The sequence below is a fragment of the Mycolicibacter nonchromogenicus genome (genome assembly GCF_002101775.1).
GTDB classification, from domain to species: domain Bacteria; phylum Actinomycetota; class Actinomycetes; order Mycobacteriales; family Mycobacteriaceae; genus Mycobacterium; species Mycobacterium nonchromogenicum.
Genome location: NZ_LQPI01000047.1, coordinates 16535 through 34636, shown reverse-complemented (window position 1 = coordinate 34636; position 18102 = coordinate 16535). Strand labels below are relative to the sequence as shown.

Below are 18102 nucleotides of genomic sequence, written 5' to 3'. Positions count from 1 at the left end.
CCGTTCGTCGTCATTTGCCGTCGGCCTACTCCGCCCACGGTAGCCGTCGCCCGTGCAACCCTGCATCGCGCAACATGTTCGCAACCCAATTGTCAGATGGACAGGGCAGTCCCGAAACGCACCGTCGGTAGGGTGGTCAATCGTGAAGGCCCTCCGCCGGTTCACCGTTCGCGCCCACCTACCCGAGAGGCTGCTTGCGCTCGAGCAGCTGTCGATGAACCTGCGCTGGTCGTGGGAGCAACCCACTCAGGACCTGTTCGCAGCCATCGACCCCGAACTGTGGGACGGGTGTGCGCGCGACCCTGTGGCCCTGCTGGGGGCGGTCAGTCCCGCGCGACTCGAAGAGTTGGCGGCCGACCAGGAATTCACCGCCCGCCTCGACGAGCTGTCGGCCGACCTCACGGCGTACCTGACCAGCCCGAGGTGGTACCAGCACCAGCAGGATGCCGGGGCGGAGCTGCCGAGGGGGATCGCCTACTTCTCGATGGAGTTCGGTGTCGCCGAGGCGCTGCCCAATTACTCGGGCGGTCTGGGGATCCTGGCCGGAGACCACCTGAAGTCGGCGTCGGATCTGGGCGTGCCGCTGATTGCGGTGGGCCTCTACTACCGGTCCGGGTATTTCCGTCAGGCGCTGACCGGCGACGGCTGGCAACGCGAGACTTATCCGGCACTGGACCCGCAGGGGCTGCCGCTGCGGCTGCTGGTCGACACCGACGGCCAGCCGGTTTTGATCGAGGTGGTGTTGCCCGGTGCCGGCCGACTGCGGGCCCGGATCTGGGTGGCGCAGGTCGGTCGAGTGCCGCTGCTGCTGCTGGATTCCGACATCGGGGAGAACCCGCACCAGCTGCGCGGAATCACCGACCGGCTCTACGGCGGCGACCAGGAACACCGGATTCGCCAGGAGATCCTGGCTGGCATCGGTGGGGTGCGGGCGATCCGCGAATTCACCCGCATAGAGGGGATACCCGCGCCCGAGGTCTTTCACATGAACGAGGGGCACGCGGGCTTCCTCGGCGTCGAGCGCATCCGTGAGCTGATCGTCGAACAGGGCCTGGACATCGACACCGCGCTGGCCGTGGTCCGCTCGTCAACGGTGTTCACCACCCACACCCCGGTCCCGGCCGGGATCGATCGCTTCCCCGCCGAGATGGTCCGCCGCTATTTCGACGACAGTGGTGATGCCCTGGTCCCCGGGGTGCCCACCGAGCGCATCATGGAGCTGGGCGTGGAACACGATCCCGGCATGTTCAACATGGCTCACATGGGTCTGCGGCTGGCGCAGCGTGCCAACGGCGTCTCGCGGCTGCACGGTCGGGTCAGCAGGGGCATGTTCAACGATCTGTGGCCCGGGTTCGACGCCGATGAGGTGCCGATCAGCTCGATCACCAATGGTGTGCACGCGCCGAGTTGGGCGGCGCCGCCATGGCTGCAGCTCATTCGCGATGTGGCCGCTCCCGACTCGTTCAGCGAGCCCGACGCCTGGCAGCACCTGCAGGAGGTCGATCCGGCGACCTTGTGGTCCATCCGTTCGCAGCTGCGGGCACTGCTCGTCGACGAGGTCCGGTTGCGGCTGCTGAAGTCTGGGCTGGAGCGCGGGTCCTCGGAAGCCGAGTTGGGTTGGATCGCTATGGCATTCGATCCTGACGTGCTGACCATCGGCTTCGCCCGGCGGGTTCCGACGTACAAGCGGTTGACCCTGATGCTGCGTGATCCCGACCGATTGGAGCAGCTGCTGCTCGATGAGGAGCGCCCGGTCCAGCTGATCGTCGCCGGCAAGTCGCATCCGGCCGACGACGGCGGCAAGGCCCTGATCCAGCAGGTGGTGCGGTTCGCCGACCGTCCCGAGGTGCGGCACCGCATCGCCTTCCTGCCCGACTACGACATGTCGATGGCGCGGCGGCTCTACGCCGGATGCGATGTGTGGCTGAACAATCCGCTGCGCCCGTTGGAGGCCTGCGGCACGTCGGGGATGAAGAGCGCGCTCAACGGCGGCCTGAACCTGTCGATTCGCGACGGCTGGTGGGACGAGTGGTTCGACGGACAGAACGGCTGGGCGATCCCCACCGCAGACGGCGTCGCCGACGAGAATCGGCGTGACGATCTGGAAGCCACGGCGCTCTACGACCTGCTGGCGTCTTCGGTGGTACCGAAGTTCTACGACCGCGACGAACGGGGCGTGCCGGCGCGCTGGATGGAGATGGTGCACCACACGCTGCAGACGCTGGGGCCGAAAGTGCTGGCATCGCGGATGGTGCACGACTACGTGGAGCAGTGCTACGCGCCCGCCGCGCAGTCATCACGGCGCACCTGCGAGTCGATCGACGGGGTGCCCTACGGCGCGGCACGCCAGCTGGCCGACTACCGGCGTCGAGCCGAGGCGGCCTGGCCGCACATCGAGATCACCGACGTCGACAGCACCGGGCTGCCCGACGCGCCGTGGCTGGGCTCGGAGCTGACACTCACCGCCTCGGTGCGCCTGGCCGGCCTGCGGCCGGACGAGGTCACCGTGCAGGCGGTGCTGGGCCGGGTGGATTCCGGGGACACGCTGCTGGATCCGGTGACCGTGGCGATGGCGCACGTCCACACCGACGCGGACGGAACGGAAGTCTTCTGCACCACCAGTCGACTGCCGGTGGCCGGGGCCGTGGGCTACACCGTGCGGGTGCTGCCGAGCCATCCGCTGCTGTCCGGCGGCGCCGAACTGGGCCTGGTCACGCTGGCCTGAGTGGCGCCGGCGCGCCACGCTGGCTGAGATTGCCGTTAGGGCAGTGATTTCTCGGAACCTACAGCCCTCAGCGCAATCTGAACGCTCATCGCTCTGGTTCGCTGAGGGGTATGGCGCCTCAGGGGAAGCGGGCCAGGCAGCGGTCGAAGTCGCCGAGCACCCCGGTGCGGTAGGCGTCGATCCGCGAGAATCCGGCCGGCACCGACTCGCCGTTGACGTCGCCGGCGGCCAGACCGTTGGTCAGCAGCCCGGCGACCGCCTCGTCCAGATCGCCCGCCGTCAGCGCGATCGTGCCGCCGTTGGGGGTGGTGACGCCCTCGGAGAGTTGGCTGGTGGCCACCCCGGTGAGGCACGCGGTGCGCAGCGCCGCCGAGGCGTTGTCGAGCACCAGCCCGCCGTGTTCGATCTGTATCCGCTGCAGATACCGCGAGACCAGAACCGAATAGGCGGTGTTGTCGCCGGACAGCGTTGCCAACTTCTGGTCCTTGCTGGGGGTGCCCATGGCCTGCAGTGCCGGCAGGTCGATCGCGATGGTGTTGGTTGCCGGGCAATAGGAGGCCGGTGGGCTGGGACGGGCGTCGGGGCACGATGAGGCGACCGCGGCGTCGAACGTCAGTCGGGGCGGTTCGGCCGGGGCGTACAAGGCGTTCATCGCGTCGAGGACCAGCAGCACCGAGTCCTCGCTGACCGGCAGCTCGCCGGTCTCATCCTGTTGCAGCTGCACGGGCAACTCGCCACGCCGCTGCTCGATCTCCTCGGCGTCGATGGCCGCGCACGAATCGGCGCCGTCGGTGAACCCGAACTGGAACGCCGAGATCCGCTCGAAGGCCGAGCCGTGCTCGTTGTTGCCCATCTCCTCATCGGGACCGAGCAACGGATCACGCAACGCCAGCATCGCGGCCAGCACGCCGTTGAGTCCGTCGCCGGTGCTCAGGGTGAAGCGTGGGGAGTCGCCCTGGGCCACCCAGCGTATGTAGACACCGGCCAGGCAGTCGGCCTGCTGTTCGGCCACCAGCGTCGGAGTCTGGCGAGTCTTGGTGATGCCGGCCGTCCTGGCGATCGCATGGCCGTATTCATGGGCGAGCACCATGGTGACCGCCAAGTCGTTATAGGCGCTGCGCAGTGCGGGCAGCAGTAACCTGCGGTCCCAGCCGATGGTGTTGTCCAGGTAGCAGTAGGCCGCGTTGACCAGCAGGAACGTCCGGTTGCCGCAGAATTTTCCGCGGAGCTGCCCGGGATCCCAGGACCGCAGCGACTTCGCCGGCCGGAAATCGCCGTCGAAGGTGTTCGGGTAGGTCGTGGTCCAGAACGCCTCCAGGTCACTGACCGACTGAACGGCGAGCTGATCGATCCGCCCGCCGTCGGTGCCGTCGACCTCCCGGGTTGGTGGCGGGGCGTCAGGGCGCAGTCCGGTGGGGCCGTCGACGGACTGCAGGCCGCCCACCCGGAACGGGTCGGCGAAGACAGACACCGGCTGCCCGTCGAGCATGCGGGCACATCCGCTCAGCAACAACACCACCGTGCAGGCGATGAGGGGAACACGATGCCGTCGGCGGCCAAGGCGCATGGGGTATCACGATAGTGGGCTCAGGCGCCGCGCAGCCGCTGTAACGCCAGCCGAACCTTTGCCGAGTCCGTAGTGGCCCAGAACGGCGGCAGCGAGGCTCGCAGATACCCGGCGTACCGGGCGGTGGCCATTCGGGAGTCGAGCACCGCCACCACGCCGCGGTCATCAGTCCCACGCAGCAGCCGGCCGGCGCCCTGGGCCAGCAGTAGGGCCGCGTGGTTGGCGGCCACCGCCATGAAGCCGTTGCCGCCGCGCGCGGTGATGGCACGTTGCCGGGCGGTCAGCAGCGGATCATCGGGCCGCGGGAACGGAATGCGGTCGATGAGCACCAGCGACAGCGACGGCCCCGGTACGTCGACGCCCTGCCAGAGCGACAGCGTGCCGAACAGCGAGGTCTCGGCGTCGTCGGCGAACTGCTCCACCAGCGCGCCGGTGGTGTCGTCGCCCTGGCACAACACCGGGGTGTCGAGCCGCTCGCGCATCGCTTCGGCGGCGGACCGTGCTGCCCGCATCGAGGAGAACAGGCCCAGAGTTCGACCGCCAGCCGCGGTGATCAGCGCGGCGATCTCGTCGAGCTGCTCAGCCGTGCCGGTGCCGTCGCGCCCGGGCGGTGGCAGATGTTTGGCGACGTAGAGGATGCCCGCCTTGGCGTGCGCAAACGGCGAGCCGACATCAAGTCCCCGCCAGCGCGCGGCCTGGGGATCCTCGCCGCGCCGCAGACCCCAGTCCCCGGCCATCGCGTCGAAGGACCCGCCGACGGTCAGCGTCGCCGAGGTCAGCACCGTCGTCGCGCGGGCGAACAGCCGCTCGCGCAGCAGGCCGGCCACCGACAGCGGTGCCACCCGCAGTACGGCCCGCACCGAGCCCCGGTTGTCTTCGTGGCTGAGCCACACCACGTCGTAGCGGTCGGGGATGGCCGGCTCGAATGAGGTCAGGATCCGTGCTGCGGTGTCGGCGATCTCGGTCAACGCGGCGACGGATTCCTTGCGTGCGGCCGCGGCTTTGGGGTCGGCGAGGGCGGAGGGGGTACCTCCCGCTTGCGGGGGAGCGATGGCTGCGCGGGCTGCGCCGGCGGCGTCACGCAGGGCGGCCAGATAGGTGGCCAGCTCGTCGTCGAGGTGATCCATCCGGCCGGGAGTGCCGTCGTGAATCGCGGAGCCGAACGTCAGCGATGCGGCGTCCAGGCGCGAGACCAGCTCGGGGGAGACCAGCCGGCCGACGCGCCGCACCGCGACGCTGAGCATGGTGGCGCTCAGTTCGGCGGTGGCCACCGAGGTCACCCGATCGGTGAGCTCGTGCGCCTCGTCGATCACCAGCAGCCGATGTTCGGGCAGCACGGTGGTGTCGGAGATGGCGTCGATGGCCAACAGCGCATGGTTGGTGACGACGATGTCAGCCTCGCCGGCGACGGCGCGCGCCCGCTCGGCGAAGCAGTCGGTGCCGTATTGGCAGCGCACCGCGCCCACGCACTCCCGTGCGGAAACGCTGACCTGGGACCAGGACCGTTCCGGTACACCGGGTTTGAGGTCGTCGCGGTCACCGGTGTCGGTGTCCTCGGCCCACGCGGTCAGTCGCTGCACGTCGCGCCCGAGGGCGCTTGCCGCGAACGGGTCGAACAGTTCGGCCTGCGGTTCGGCGTCGGATTCCTCGGCTATTCCGGTGTGAATCTTGTTCAGGCACAGATAATTCCGTCTGCCCTTGAGCAGCGCGAAGGTGGGCCGCCGGGGCAGCACCTTTTCCAGGGCGGTGGCCAGTCGCGGCAGGTCGCGGTCGACGAGCTGACGCTGCAGGGCGATGGTCGCCGTCGACACCACGACCGGGCTTTCGTCGGCCAGCGCCCGCGCGATCGCCGGGACCAGGTAGGCCAGCGACTTACCGGTACCGGTGCCGGCCTGCACCGCCAGGTGCTCACCGGTGTCGAAGGCGCGTGCCACCGCCTCGGCCATGCGAACCTGGCCCTCGCGTTCGCTGCCGCCCAGTGCGGCTACCGCGGAGGCGAGCAGCTCGGATACGGACGGGTCAGCCATGGTGTGCACACGGTAGCCCGCTTTCGGATCTGCGCGCTCACCCGTCAGGCCGTGGCGGGGGAACGGGCCAGAAGATGGGTTGCGTGGCCCTCGATGACCAAGCCGTCGCCGGTGAATCGCAGGACCTCATTGACGAGTCCGCCGGTCTGGTTGCGGTAGTTGATCACGATGGTGTCGATCCCGCGGTACACGTCCTCGATCACGAAACGCAGATCTGGCCGGCGGGCCAGGGCGCCGGTCCAATAGCGGCGCAGCTCGGTCTTGCCGTGGATCACTCCCGCCGTCTCGGGGTACATCTGCGCGGCCACCGGGGAGGTGAACGCCACGTCGTCGTGAAAGTGTGTCAGCACCGCGTCCAGGTCCCGGCTGTTCCACGCGCGTGCCCACTGCTGGCTGAACGTCGCCGCATCGATATCCATAGCCCTGCACGGTAGTGACACCGGCGTTCGCGCCCCACCCAATTTCCCAGCGTTCGTCGCTACCCTGAGGTGATGAGCAGCCAGCGATTGCCGGGCGGCGCAGTGCACGAACTCCCCGAAGATCTGTGGGACGGACTGCTGGTCAGCCCCGTTGCACGTGAGGCATGGCAGAGCATTACACCCTTGGCGCGCAACGAGTTCATCTGCTGGGTCGAAGACGCCAAGCAGCAGGTCACCCGTGAGCGCCGTATTCGCCGGACCCGTGAGGAACTCGAGGAAGGCAAGCGCCGCCCCTGCTGTTGGCCCGGCTGCAAGCACCGGGAACGCAACGGCAAGTAGGACCGCGCTCAGCCCTCGCCGGGAATCAGTCGTGTCGGGATCGCCGGTTCACCGTGCGCGAGTTTGAGTGCCTCCCAGGGCAGGCTGTGTAGTCCGGCCACCACGCGCTCGCGTGCCGCAGTCAAGGCCGTCGCTCCGGTGGCGGTCACCACCTCGCCGCCGCGTACCAGCGGCACGGTCAATGATCGGGCCCGCGCGTTGACCGCCGGCGGGCGCCCGGCCGGGTAGACGACTTCCTCGGTGACGATGCCGCTGTCCCGGGCGACCCGTAGCGCCTGTTTGAGTCCGCCCTGCGACCGTTTGCCGGCGCTGCGCTTGTGTACCGGCCGGCCGTCCACTTCGACCAGTTTGTAGACGAATCCGGCCGCGGGCACCCCGGAACCGGTCACCAGGGCGGTGCCCACGCCGTAGCTGTCCACCGGCGCGGCCCGCAGCGCGGCGATGCTGAACTCGTCGAGGTCGCCGGAGACCACGATCCTGGTATTGGTGGCACCCAGCCGGTCCAGCTGGTCACGGACCTGATGGGCCAACACGGCCAGTTCCCCGGAGTCGATGCGCACCGCGCCGAGGCCCGGTCCGGCAGCCGCCACGGCGTTGGCCACCCCGGTGGCCACGTCGTAGGTGTCAACCAGCAGCGTGGTGTCGACGCCCTGCGCGGCGACCTGCGCGCGAAACGCCGCCACCTCGCCCTCGGCGCCGGTATGCAGCAGCGTGAAGGCATGTGCACTGGTCCCGAGCACCGGCACGCCGAAGCGCCGGTGCGCCTCCAGGTTGGAGGTTCCGGCAAACCCCGCCAGGTAGGCGGCGCGGGCCGCAGCCACCGCGGCCTGTTCGTGTGTGCGGCGTGAGCCCATCTCGATCAGCGCCCGATCGCCTGCCGCGGTGACCATGCGGGCAGCTGCGGAGGCGATTGCGGTGTCGTGATTGAAGATCGACAGCAGCAGGGTCTCCAGCACGACGCACTCGGCGAAGGTGCCCTGCACGCTGAGCACCGGCGACCCCGCGAAATACAGTTCGCCTTCGGGGTAGCCGTCGATGTCACCGCGGAAGCGGAAATCCGCCAAAAAATTCACGGTCTGGGGATCGAGGAACTCCGAGAGCAGATTCAGCGCGGCATCGTCGAAGGTGAACCCGGCCAACGCCTCCAGAAACCGGTCGGTGCCGGCAACCACGCCGTAGCGGCGCTCCTCGGGCAGTCGGCGGGTGAACATTTCAAAACCGGTCCGCCGACCAGAGGTGCCGTCGCGCAGCGCTGCGGCGAGCATGGTCAGCTCGTACTTGTCGGTGAGCAGCCCGCCGCACCAGGCCGAGTGGTTCACCCGACAACCGTATCGACTGGACCGCACCCCACCTCGGCTCGGTATCCTGACCGGTATGGCCACGTCAGCACCGACGTCCGCCCCGGTGAAGCCGCAGGGCACCGGAGAGCGACACGCCGACCCGGTCGAGGAGACGGCTTCCCCCTGGGTGACCATCGTCTGGGACGACCCGGTCAATCTGATGACCTATGTGACCTACATCTTCCAGAAGCTGTTCGGCTATAGCGAGCAGCACGCCACCAAGCTGATGCTGCAGGTGCACCACGAGGGTAAGGCCGTGGTGTCGTCGGGAAGTCGCGAGTCGATGGAAGTCGACGTGTCCAAGCTGCATGCCGCCGGGTTGTGGGCGACCATGCAGCAGGACCGCTGAGACCTAATCGAAGGGAATCGGGACTTCACCGTGCAGAAATGGAAGCGGGTCGAGACCGGCGACGGGCCCCGTTTCCGGTCTGCCCTGGCCGTTCACGAGGCCGCGTTGCTGCGGAACCTGGTCGGCTCGATCGTCGACATGCTCGACGCGCGGGAGTCCTCGTCTGAACCCGACGAACTTGAAAAGATCACCGGCATACGAACCGGCAACACACGGCCACCCGAAGACGCCACGATGCGCCGGCTGCTGCCGGATTTCTATCGCCCAGAAGGTGATAAGGACAGTTCCGTGGTCGACGCGGACGGCCTGAACGCAGCGCTGCGCAGTCTGCACGAACCGGGGATCATCGACGCCAAACGTGGCGCGGCACAACAGATGCTGGCCACCGTGCCCGAACGGGGCGGTCGTTTCGAACTGACCGAGGAGCAGGCCAACGCCTGGATCGCCGCGGTCAACGATATCCGCCTCGCGCTGGGCACCGTGCTCAAAATCGGCCCGGACGGCCCCGATGAGGTGCCGGCGGGTGATCCAATGGCGGGTCAGCTCAACGTGTATCAGTGGCTCACCGTGTTGCAGGAATTTCTGGTGGTCGCACTCATGGGAAGGCCCAGACGATGACAGGCATGGGTTCGATCACCGATGTTGCCGGCATCCGGGTGGGCCACCACCAGCGGATCGATCCGGACGCGACGCTGGGATCCGGCTGGGCCACCGGCGTCACGGTTGTGCTGGCGCCACCCGGCACGGTGGGCGCTGTCGACAGTCGCGGTGGCGCACCGGGCACCCGTGAAACCGACCTGCTGGATCCGGCCAACAGTGTGCGGTGGGTGGACGCGGTGGTGCTGGCCGGTGGCAGCGCTTACGGACTGGCGGCCGCCGACGGCGTGATGACCTGGTTGGAGGAGCAGGGACGCGGCGTGGCCCTGGACGGCGGTGTGGTGCCGATCGTGCCGGCCGCGGTCATCTTCGACCTGCCGGTCGGCGGCTGGGATCGCCGTCCCACCGCCGAATTCGGCTACGCGGCAGCGGCCGCGGCAGCCGGCCCCGAAGGTGACCAACTCGTGCTGGGCAGCGTCGGCGCAGGAGCGGGTGCGCGCGCCGGAGTCTTCAAAGGCGGCGTCGGCGCCGCGTCGACGACACTGGAACTCGCCGACCAAGTGGTCACCGTGGGCGCGATCGTGGTGGTGAACCCCACCGGCGAACTCATCGACCACACCACGGGATTGCCCTGGTCGGCCCTGCTGATCGAAGAATTCGGTCTCACGACGCCACCGTCGGAGCAGCTGTCGATACTCGCCGCACTGGAACCCAAATCCGTGTCGCTCAACACCACGATCGCCGTGGTGGCCACCGACGCGGCGCTCAGCCCGGCCGGGTGCCGTCGGGTGGCGATCGCCGCGCAGGACGGACTGGCCCGCACCATCCGGCCCTCCCATACCCCGGTGGACGGCGACACGGTGTTCGCGTTGTCGACCGGGGCCGTGCAGGTTCCGCCGCTGCCGGGAACACCCGAAGCGATGTCCCCGGAGACCGGCTTGGTGGCGGAGGTCGGCGCCGCCGCGGCGGACTGTCTGGCCCGGGCTGTGCTGACGGGGTTGCTGTGTGCTGATCCGGTGGCCGGCCTGCCGACCTACCGAGGCACCGTGCCCGGCGCATTCGAAGACCGGTTGGGAAGGACGTGAGATGGGCGTGACTTCCCGCGGGGGGACAGCATCGGCGCCACAGCCCGAGGAGAAGTCCGTCTGGCGCACCGGCGGGGCCACCATCCTCGCGTTCGTCGGGCTGCTCTACCTGATCGAGGCGGTGGATCAGGTCGGCGGTCACCGGTTTGACCGCAACGGCATCCGGCCACTGGAGGCCGACGGCCTCTGGGGAGTGCTGTTCGCGCCACTGCTGCACGCGAACTGGGCGCATCTGTTGGCCAACACCGGTCCCGCGCTGGTGCTGGGTTTCCTGTTGACGTTGACCGGGCTGTCGCGGTTTGTGCTGGCGACCGCCATTGTGTGGATTGTCGGCGGGCTGGGCACGTGGCTGATCGGCAACGTCGGGTCGTCGTGCGGACCGACGGACCACATCGGTGCCTCCGGCCTGATCTTCGGGTGGCTGGCCTTCCTGGTGGTGTTCGGGTGGTTCACCCGCCAGTTCTGGCAGATCCTGGTCGGGGCCGTGGTGTTGTTCCTCTACGGCGGAATTCTGTGGGGAGCGGTGCCGGTGCTCAACGTCTGCGGCGGGGTGTCCTGGCAGGGGCACCTGTGCGGGGCGCTCGCCGGGGTGCTGGCCGCCTACTGGCTCGCGAGCCCGCAACGTAAGGCCCGGAGACGTCGGCGGGGGGCGGCCGCGTGAGCCCGATCGGAATCTTCGACTCCGGCGTGGGTGGGCTGACCGTGGCCCGGTCGATCATCGACCAGTTGCCCGACGAGGACATCATCTACGTCGGCGACACCGCCAACGGCCCCTACGGTCCGCTGACCATCCCCGAGGTCCGCGCGCACGCCCTGGCCGTGGGGGACGATCTGGTCGCGCGGGGCATCAAGGCGTTGGTGATCGCCTGCAACACCGCGTCGGCGGCGTGCCTGCGCGACGCGCGCGAACGCTACGACGTGCCGGTCGTCGAGGTGATCCTGCCGGCGGTGCGCCGGGCGGTAGCAACCACCCGCAACGGCCGCATCGGGGTGATCGGAACGCAGGCGACCATCGCCAGTCACGCCTACCAGGACGCGTTCGCTGCGGCCCGTGACACCGAGATCACCGCGGTGGCCTGCCCGCGGTTTGTGGACTTTGTCGAGCGGGGGATCACCAGTGGCCGGCAGGTGTTGGGACTGGCCGAGGGTTACCTGGAGCCGCTGCAACGCGCCGGGGTCGACACCCTGGTGTTGGGCTGCACGCATTACCCGCTCTTGTCCGGATTGATCCAGCTTGCGATGGGTGAGCAGGTGACGTTGGTGTCCAGCGCCGAGGAGACCGCCAAGGACCTGTTGCGGGTTCTCACCGAGCGCGACTTGCTGCGCCCGCATGAGGCCGCCCCGGCAACGCGGGTCTTCGAGGCGACCGGCGATCCGGACGCGTTCGCTGAACTGGCTACCCGATTTCTGGGCCCCGCTATCACCGGTGTCGGATCCGTCCAACGTCATGCCCCGTTGCCCTAGCGCGTGATTTCGATGACGAATAGTGAGCAAAGCGACGGTGTCTTCGTCATGCTCGCGGTGAACATGGCACAGTAGGGAACGTGCGACTGACCGTGCTGGGCTGCTCCGGCAGTGTGGTGGGTCCGGACTCGCCGGCATCGGGATACCTGTTGCAGGCGCCGGACTCGCCGCCGCTGGCAATCGACTTCGGCGGTGGGGTTCTCGGCGCCCTGCAACGCCATGTCGATCCGGGGGCGGTGCACGTGTTGTTGTCGCACTTGCATGCCGACCACTGCCTGGATCTGCCGGGACTGTTCGTCTGGCGCCGCTACCACCCGTCGGTGGCCGTCAAGCCGTTCGACAAGGGTCTGCTCTACGGGCCCAGCGACACCTGGTCGCGGATGGGTGCGGCGTCGTCGCCCTACGGCGGCGAGATCGACGACATCACCGACATCTTCGACGTCCGTTCCTGGGTGGACGGTGAGGCGGTCACGTTCGGGGCGCTGCGGGTGCAGCCCGGGCTGGTGTCGCATCCGACCGAGTCGTACGGGATGCGGATCAGCGATCCGACCGGCGCGACGCTGGTCTACAGCGCCGACACCGGCTACTGCGATGCGGTGATCGAGTTGGCGCGCGGCGCCGACGTGTTTCTGTGCGAGGCGTCGTGGACTCATGCGGCGAACCGCCCACCGAACCTGCACCTGTCGGGCACCGAGGCCGGGCGCATCGCCGCGGCCGCGGGAGTCGGACAACTGCTGCTGACGCATATCCCGCCCTGGACGTCGCGTGAGGACGTGATCGGGGAGGCCAAGGCGGAGTTCGACGGTCCGGTGCACGCGGTGGTGTGCGACGAGTCGTTCGACATCAAGCGGTCCTGAAGCGGCGCTTCATGGCTCCCGGCTAGGGTTATCCGCGTGTCCACACGAGAAGACGGCCGCCTCGACCACGAGTTGCGCCCGGTCGTCATCACCCGCGGTTTCACGACCAACCCGGCCGGATCGGTTCTGGTCGAATTCGGCAACACCCGGGTGATGTGCACGGCCAGCGTCACCGAGGGCGTTCCGCGCTGGCGGAAGGGCTCGGGTCGCGGCTGGCTGACGGCCGAGTACGCCATGCTGCCCTCGGCTACGCACACCCGCTCGGACCGCGAATCGGTCAAGGGCAAAGTCGGCGGGCGCACCCAGGAGATCAGCCGGCTGGTGGGTCGTTCCCTGCGTGCCTGCATCGACCTGGCCGCGCTGGGGGAGAACACCATCGCGATCGACTGCGACGTACTGCAGGCCGACGGCGGTACCCGCACCGCGGCGATCACCGGCGCGTATGTGGCGCTGGCCGATGCGGTCACCTACTTGGCGGCTGCCGGCAAACTGTCTGACCCACGCCCGCTGTCGTGCGCGATCTCCGCGGTGAGCGTCGGCGTGGTCGACGGCCGCGTGCGCGTCGACCTTCCCTACGAGGAGGACTCGCGCGCCGAAGTCGACATGAACGTGGTCGCCACCGACACCGGGACGCTGGTGGAGATCCAGGGCACCGGCGAGGGTGCGACGTTCCCGCGCTCGACCCTGGACAAGATGCTCGACGCGGCGCTGGCCGCCTGCGAGAAGCTGTTCGTGGTGCAGCGCGAAGCGCTGGCGCTGCCGTATCCGGGAGTGCTGCCGGAGGGGCCGGCGCCGAAGAAGGCGTTCGGCAGCTGACCGCGCCGGTGACACAACTGTTGGTGGCCAGCCGCAACCGCAAGAAGCTGGCCGAGCTGAGCCGGGTCCTGGAGCACGCGGGAGTCTCTGGCGTGCAGCTGGTTTCGCTCAACGACGTACCGCCGTATCCCGAAGCGCCGGAAACCGCGGCGACGTTCGAGGAGAACGCCCTGGCCAAAGCGCGAGACGGCTACGCGGCAACCGGCTTGCCCTGCGTCGCAGATGACTCCGGTCTGACCGTCGCGGCGCTCAACGGTATGCCGGGGGTGTTGTCGGCGCGCTGGTCGGGCAGCCACGGCGACGACGCAGCCAACACCGCGCTGTTGCTGGCGCAGCTGCACGACGTGCCCGACGAGCGGCGCGGCGCGGCCTTCGTGTCCGCGTGTGCGCTGGTTTGGGGCGATGGCGCCGAGCACGAGGTGGTGGTGCGCGGCGAATGGGCGGGCAGCATCGCTCGGGAACCACACGGCGACGGCGGGTTCGGCTACGACCCGGTTTTCGTCCCGGCAGGTGCTGACCGCACCGCAGCACAGTTGAGCCCGGCGGAAAAGGATGCCCAATCCCACCGCGGTCGCGCGCTGGAGTTACTGCTGCCGGCGCTGCGTTCGCTGGCGTAACCGCCCGCGGGCCCTCAGATGTTGAACTGGGCCTTGATGTTTCGGGTCTGGAAATGCTCGACGATGATCCCGAGCAGGGGAATGGTGCCGGACAGCAGTACCCCGACGGTCTTGCCGAGCGGCCAGCGGACCTTGATCGCCAGGTTGAAAGCGGCCAACAGGTAGGCGAAGTACACCCAGCCGTGCACAATGGCGATCCAGGTCGGCGGGTTGTCCACCTTGATCACGTAGCGGACCACGATCTCGTAGCACAGGGCGATCAGCCAGATACCCGTTGCCCACGCCATCACCCGGTAGGGCAACAACGCGCTGCGGATCTTCTCGGCGGGAGCGGCCTGGGCGGGGGACTCGGTCATGCGGTGTTCCTGTTCTGTCGGGCGTTCTCGGAGAGCTCGGCCAGGTAGGCGTTGTACTCCCGCATCGCGGGGTCGTCGGGCGGGGCGGCGGGCGCCGGGCGCTCCGGCAGCAGTCCAGCCGGTATCTCGGTCACTGTGTCTTCGGGGTGCAGCTCCGGCGGCTCTTCTTCGTAGCGGACGAACTTGCGGTAGGCGTACACACAGAACCAGGCGAACAGCGGCCATTGCAGCGCATAGCCCAGATTCTGGAAGGTGCCGTTGACCTCTTGGAATCGGGTCCACTGCCACCAGCCCAGCCCCAGGCACGCGCTGGTGGCAACGATCACCAGCACAACCAGTGCGGGTCTCCGACGCCGTGTAGTGGACACCCCTTGACGGTACCGCGCCCGGTACGGAATGCCCTCAGGCCTTCGTCTTGGTGAGTTGCCGGAAAGCTAGACTGAGTCGCCCTGCGGGCGTGATGGAATTGGCAGACATGATGGCTTTAGGTGCCATTGCTCGAAGAGCGTGAGGGTTCGAGTCCCTCCGCCCGCACCAGATCGAAGCCATGACGCGCCCCAGTGGGCCTGCTCCATGTGGACGGCTGCCGGGCGAGTTGTTGGACACTCGACGGTCAAGCCCGATTTCACCGACTGTCCGACTTCGCCCCTGCGGCGCTCCTGCCGGTGTCAGAATGGGCGGGGCAGTCGTCCGGGGATTGGTGCAGAGCGATGACGACGTGGGTGAACGGCGTGTTCAGCGTGGCGATGGTCGGTGCCGCAGTTCTGGCGCCGATGCCGGTCGCAGCAGCGCAGCCCGACGAGGATCAGGTGTTCTTCGATGAGCTGCAGCACGAGGGGCTGAACCCCGACTACGACAAGCAGATCTGCGGCAACGACAAGTGCGAGTCACTGCGCAGTCTGTTGGTGCAGGAGGGCCACGCGGTCTGCGGGGCGCTCAGCGATTCGCCCCGGCTGGCGCCGGCCTCAGTCATCGCGCATCTGGGAATACCGCCCAACCACGCGCACGCCCTCATCAACGCGTCTCGGCACGCCTACTGTCCGCAGTTGCCGGATCCATATTCCCGGGTACCGGGGCGCTGATCGTCAGTGCTCGGGCACGGACACCGGGATGGGCGTTTCGCCGAACGTTTCGGAGTCTCGTGCCTGCCGCGCGTAGATCACCACGCCGACGGCGGCCACCGCCCAGACGAGGTACTGGATAGTCCAGGCCAGGCGGAACGCCGCGAAGGAATAGCCGCCGGTCATGGCGATGGCCATCCCCATCGCCTGCATGACGAGCAGGGTGGCGATGAAACCGCCGGTGTTGACCATGCCCTGCGCGGTGCCCAATGCGGCCGGCGGGTTGTAGGTGCGGGCGAAGTCAAAGGCCAGCATCGACACCGGCTGACCCGCCGAGATCACCAGGATCAGCGTCACCAACAGCCAGTGCGGCGCGGGGTCCGGTAGTGCCAGCAGCACCGTCCAGGTCAATGCGATCAGCGTCATCATGGTCAATGCCACACGTGAGCGGTGTTGGGGCCAGCGCCCTGAGATGGTTCCGACCAGCAGTCCCACGACGATGAAGGGCAGCACTGACAGGGTCAGCGCCGCGCCCGCCATGCCGCGCGAAAGGCCTTGGGCGGTGGTCAGGTAGGGCACTCCCCACATCATTGCGAACACGCCGGGGGAGAACGCGTTGCCCATGTGGGTGAAGAAACCCGCCTTGGTCCCCGGCCGTGACCAGACCGTCTTGATCTCACCGAACGCGTCCCGAAAGCTGCGCGCGTGCACAGCGGCCGGCGTCCCGGGCGGAGCGTCGTGTGTGACGGCCAGTGTCAGGGTCGCCGCGAACACACCGAACCCCGCCGCCGAGAGGTAGGCGGCCGTCCAGCCGCCGTGCAGCAGAATTGCCAGGAACGGCACCGCCGAGAGGAACTGGCCGAACTGGCCGCAGATGCCGGTCAGCTGGGTGAGCAGCGGAACACGCTCGGGTGCAAACCAATTGGGCAGCAGCCGGATGACCGAGATGAAGATGAACGAGTCGCCCAGGCCGACGACCCCGTACGCGCCGACCGCGGTGGGCAGCGAATGGGTCAGCGACAGGGTGAGTTGGGCGGCGGCGAGCACTAGGCCGCCGGTGGTGATCATCACCCGGGGCCCGAAGCGGTCCAACAGCACTCCGGCCGGAATCTGCATGGCCGCATAGACGATCAACTGCACGATCACGAATGACGACAGGGTGCTGGGTCCGGCATGGAAGCGCTCAGCGGCGTCGAGGCCCGATACCCCGAAGGTGGTCCGGTCCAGCACGGCCACCAGATAGGACAGCAGGCCGGTGCCCCACACGATCCAGGGACGCAATTGGGGCCTACCTTGTCTGTCTCTTGCAGGACACCGGTTATGGTCGCACACCATTTCGCCGCGACATCCGCCGGTGACCGGCCAAAACCGTGCCGGGCCCTGTCCTACCCTGTGTCCTGTGGTGATGTCACGGCGTGACGTGTTCAAACTCGCCGCGGCGGTGCCCGCGGGCGTCGGTCTCGGCGGCGGGGTCTCGGGACTGCTCGCCGCGGCCGTGGAGGCGGCGCCGCTGGGCGTTCTGCTGGACTATTCCGCCGGCGTGCTGTCGGCCGAGGCGATCAAGGCGGCCGGCGCGGCGGGAGCCATCCGCTATGTGTCGGACCGCCGGCCGGGTGCCGAGTGGATGCTCGGCAAGCCGATTCAGTTGGCGGAGGCGCGTGACCTGCAGGAAAACGGGCTGACGATCGTCTCCTGCTACCAGTTCGGAAAGCAGGCGACCGCAGACTGGCTGGGTGGTCACGACTCCGGTGTGCAGCACGCCACGCGTGGTGCACAGCTGCACACGGCGGCCGGCGGCCCGGACCATGCTCCGATCTACGCCTCTATCGACGACAATCCGTCCTACGAGCAGTACACCGAGCAGGTAGCTCCCTACCTGCGGGGATGGCAGTCGGTGATCGGGCCGGAACGCACCGGCGTCTACGCCAACTCCAAGACCATCGAGTGGGCGCTGCAGGACGGTCTGGGCGCGTACTTCTGGCAACACAACTTCGGCTCACCCGGCGGTGTGGCCCATCCGGTGGCCAATCTGCATCAGGTGGAGATCGACAGGCGCACCGTCGGCGGCGTGGGAGTCGACATTAACGAGATCCTCGCGCCGCAGTTCGGCCAGTGGGCCTGACCGGTTCGTGTCCGGCGTTTGACCAGCAAACTAGCCCCCGGATCGGGCCGCCGAGGGCGCGGGCTCCGAGGTTAGGAGCGTCAGGCGCCGCCGACGCCAGTTGGCCTCGCTGATTCAAACATAACGATTAGATAACAATGCAGCCTTGATCTGCGCCGTTGTGGCTACTCGACCGTAACCCCACGCATGCAGGACGTTTGTCCCGGATCGTTACAACCGCCGTCGAGCCGCGTGATATCGGGGGCTGGGTTACCCGAGCGTAGAACTCATCAGTAACCAATTTGCTGCGGAAACGGCACAGGTTCTTATGACACTCTTACAGCTGAAGCGCGGCCGCGAACACGCGAGAGCCCGCAGTGGG

Annotated in this window: 19 protein-coding genes and 1 tRNA gene; 13 read left to right on the top strand and 7 right to left on the bottom strand. The window is 68.2% G+C overall.

The annotated features are described in order from the left end of the window. The first annotated feature begins 142 nt into the window (after nt 1-142). The gene (gene glgP, locus AWC18_RS12770) at nt 143-2725 is read left to right on the top strand and encodes an alpha-glucan family phosphorylase (protein ID WP_085138968.1); all 2583 of its coding nucleotides are present in this window, start codon (nt 143-145) and stop codon (nt 2723-2725) included. A 118-nt stretch (nt 2726-2843) separates the two neighbouring features. Here the strand turns inward: glgP and AWC18_RS12765 are convergent, their stop codons facing one another. Genes AWC18_RS12765 through AWC18_RS12755 form a run of 3 tightly spaced genes read right to left on the bottom strand, consistent with a single transcriptional unit; the run spans nt 2844 to nt 6738 of the window. Continuing rightward, nucleotides 2844-4292: a neutral zinc metallopeptidase gene (locus AWC18_RS12765; protein ID WP_085138967.1), complete on the bottom strand. Its 1449-nt coding sequence runs from the start codon at nt 4290-4292 to the stop codon at nt 2844-2846. Between the two features lie 20 nt (nt 4293-4312). After that, entirely contained in the window at nt 4313-6319 is a 2007-nt protein-coding gene (locus AWC18_RS12760) for an ATP-dependent DNA helicase (RefSeq protein ID WP_085138978.1), read from the bottom strand. A gap of 44 nt (nt 6320-6363) precedes the next feature. Further along, nucleotides 6364-6738: a nuclear transport factor 2 family protein gene (locus AWC18_RS12755; RefSeq protein WP_085138966.1), complete on the bottom strand. Its 375-nt coding sequence runs from the start codon at nt 6736-6738 to the stop codon at nt 6364-6366. Between the two features lie 72 nt (nt 6739-6810). Between AWC18_RS12755 and AWC18_RS12750 the strand changes: the two genes are divergently transcribed. Continuing rightward, nucleotides 6811-7077 (top strand): YdeI/OmpD-associated family protein, encoded by a 267-nt coding sequence (locus tag AWC18_RS12750; protein WP_085138965.1) that lies wholly within the window; start codon nt 6811-6813, stop codon nt 7075-7077. Nucleotides 7078-7085: 8 nt separating this feature from the next. Here AWC18_RS12750 and AWC18_RS12745 read toward each other — a convergent pair whose 3' ends face one another. Beyond that, nucleotides 7086-8396: a nicotinate phosphoribosyltransferase gene (locus AWC18_RS12745; RefSeq protein WP_272937693.1), complete on the bottom strand. Its 1311-nt coding sequence runs from the start codon at nt 8394-8396 to the stop codon at nt 7086-7088. A gap of 55 nt (nt 8397-8451) precedes the next feature. Between AWC18_RS12745 and clpS the strand changes: the two genes are divergently transcribed. The 8 genes from clpS (at nt 8452) to rdgB (ending at nt 14202) form a co-directional block, all read left to right on the top strand. Then, nucleotides 8452-8766, top strand: a complete 315-nt coding sequence (clpS, locus tag AWC18_RS12740) for an ATP-dependent Clp protease adapter ClpS (protein ID WP_064997773.1) — start codon at nt 8452-8454, stop codon at nt 8764-8766. A 30-nt stretch (nt 8767-8796) separates the two neighbouring features. Beyond that, complete coding sequence (aosR, locus tag AWC18_RS12735; RefSeq protein ID WP_085138963.1) at nt 8797-9384, top strand: oxidative stress transcriptional regulator AosR; 588 nt, start codon at nt 8797-8799, stop codon at nt 9382-9384. 5 nt (nt 9385-9389) lie between these two features. Continuing rightward, the gene (locus AWC18_RS12730; protein WP_085138962.1) at nt 9390-10448 is read left to right on the top strand and encodes a P1 family peptidase; all 1059 of its coding nucleotides are present in this window, start codon (nt 9390-9392) and stop codon (nt 10446-10448) included. A gap of 1 nt (nt 10449) precedes the next feature. Continuing rightward, a complete protein-coding gene (locus tag AWC18_RS12725) occupies nt 10450-11109 on the top strand; it encodes a rhomboid family intramembrane serine protease (RefSeq protein WP_064997776.1) in 660 nt (219 codons plus the stop codon). Beyond that, entirely contained in the window at nt 11106-11912 is an 807-nt protein-coding gene (gene murI, locus AWC18_RS12720) for a glutamate racemase (protein ID WP_085138961.1), read from the top strand. Before AWC18_RS12725 ends, murI begins: the two co-directional genes overlap by 4 nt. A gap of 80 nt (nt 11913-11992) precedes the next feature. Further along, nucleotides 11993-12769 (top strand): cyclic nucleotide-degrading phosphodiesterase, encoded by a 777-nt coding sequence (locus AWC18_RS12715; protein ID WP_085138960.1) that lies wholly within the window; start codon nt 11993-11995, stop codon nt 12767-12769. 36 nt (nt 12770-12805) lie between these two features. Continuing rightward, a complete protein-coding gene (gene rph, locus AWC18_RS12710) occupies nt 12806-13585 on the top strand; it encodes a ribonuclease PH (protein ID WP_064997779.1) in 780 nt (259 codons plus the stop codon). Further along, nucleotides 13582-14202, top strand: coding sequence for an RdgB/HAM1 family non-canonical purine NTP pyrophosphatase (rdgB, locus tag AWC18_RS12705; protein ID WP_234784445.1), 621 nt, complete (start codon nt 13582-13584; stop codon nt 14200-14202). Before rph ends, rdgB begins: the two co-directional genes overlap by 4 nt. A 14-nt stretch (nt 14203-14216) precedes the next feature. On the opposite strand, the gene AWC18_RS12700 is transcribed toward rdgB, so the two are convergent. Continuing rightward, nucleotides 14217-14558, bottom strand: a complete 342-nt coding sequence (locus AWC18_RS12700) for a DUF3817 domain-containing protein (RefSeq protein ID WP_064997781.1) — start codon at nt 14556-14558, stop codon at nt 14217-14219. Then, nucleotides 14555-14926, bottom strand: coding sequence for a hypothetical protein (locus AWC18_RS12695; RefSeq protein ID WP_109470348.1), 372 nt, complete (start codon nt 14924-14926; stop codon nt 14555-14557). The genes AWC18_RS12700 and AWC18_RS12695 overlap by 4 nt, the downstream gene beginning before the upstream one ends. Before the next feature lie 83 nt (nt 14927-15009). Here AWC18_RS12695 and AWC18_RS12690 point away from each other — a divergent pair. Both AWC18_RS12690 and AWC18_RS12685 read left to right on the top strand, forming a co-directional pair. Further along, nucleotides 15010-15095, top strand: a tRNA-Leu gene (locus AWC18_RS12690). 173 nt (nt 15096-15268) lie between these two features. Then, the gene (locus AWC18_RS12685; protein ID WP_082961075.1) at nt 15269-15640 is read left to right on the top strand and encodes a DUF732 domain-containing protein; all 372 of its coding nucleotides are present in this window, start codon (nt 15269-15271) and stop codon (nt 15638-15640) included. 3 nt (nt 15641-15643) lie between these two features. Here AWC18_RS12685 and AWC18_RS12680 read toward each other — a convergent pair whose 3' ends face one another. Beyond that, nucleotides 15644-16900: an MFS transporter gene (locus AWC18_RS12680; RefSeq protein WP_085138959.1), complete on the bottom strand. Its 1257-nt coding sequence runs from the start codon at nt 16898-16900 to the stop codon at nt 15644-15646. Between the two features lie 118 nt (nt 16901-17018). Between AWC18_RS12680 and AWC18_RS12675 the strand changes: the two genes are divergently transcribed. Further along, a complete protein-coding gene (locus tag AWC18_RS12675) occupies nt 17019-17741 on the top strand; it encodes a DUF1906 domain-containing protein (protein ID WP_109470349.1) in 723 nt (240 codons plus the stop codon). Nucleotides 17742-18102: the final 361 nt, after the last annotated feature.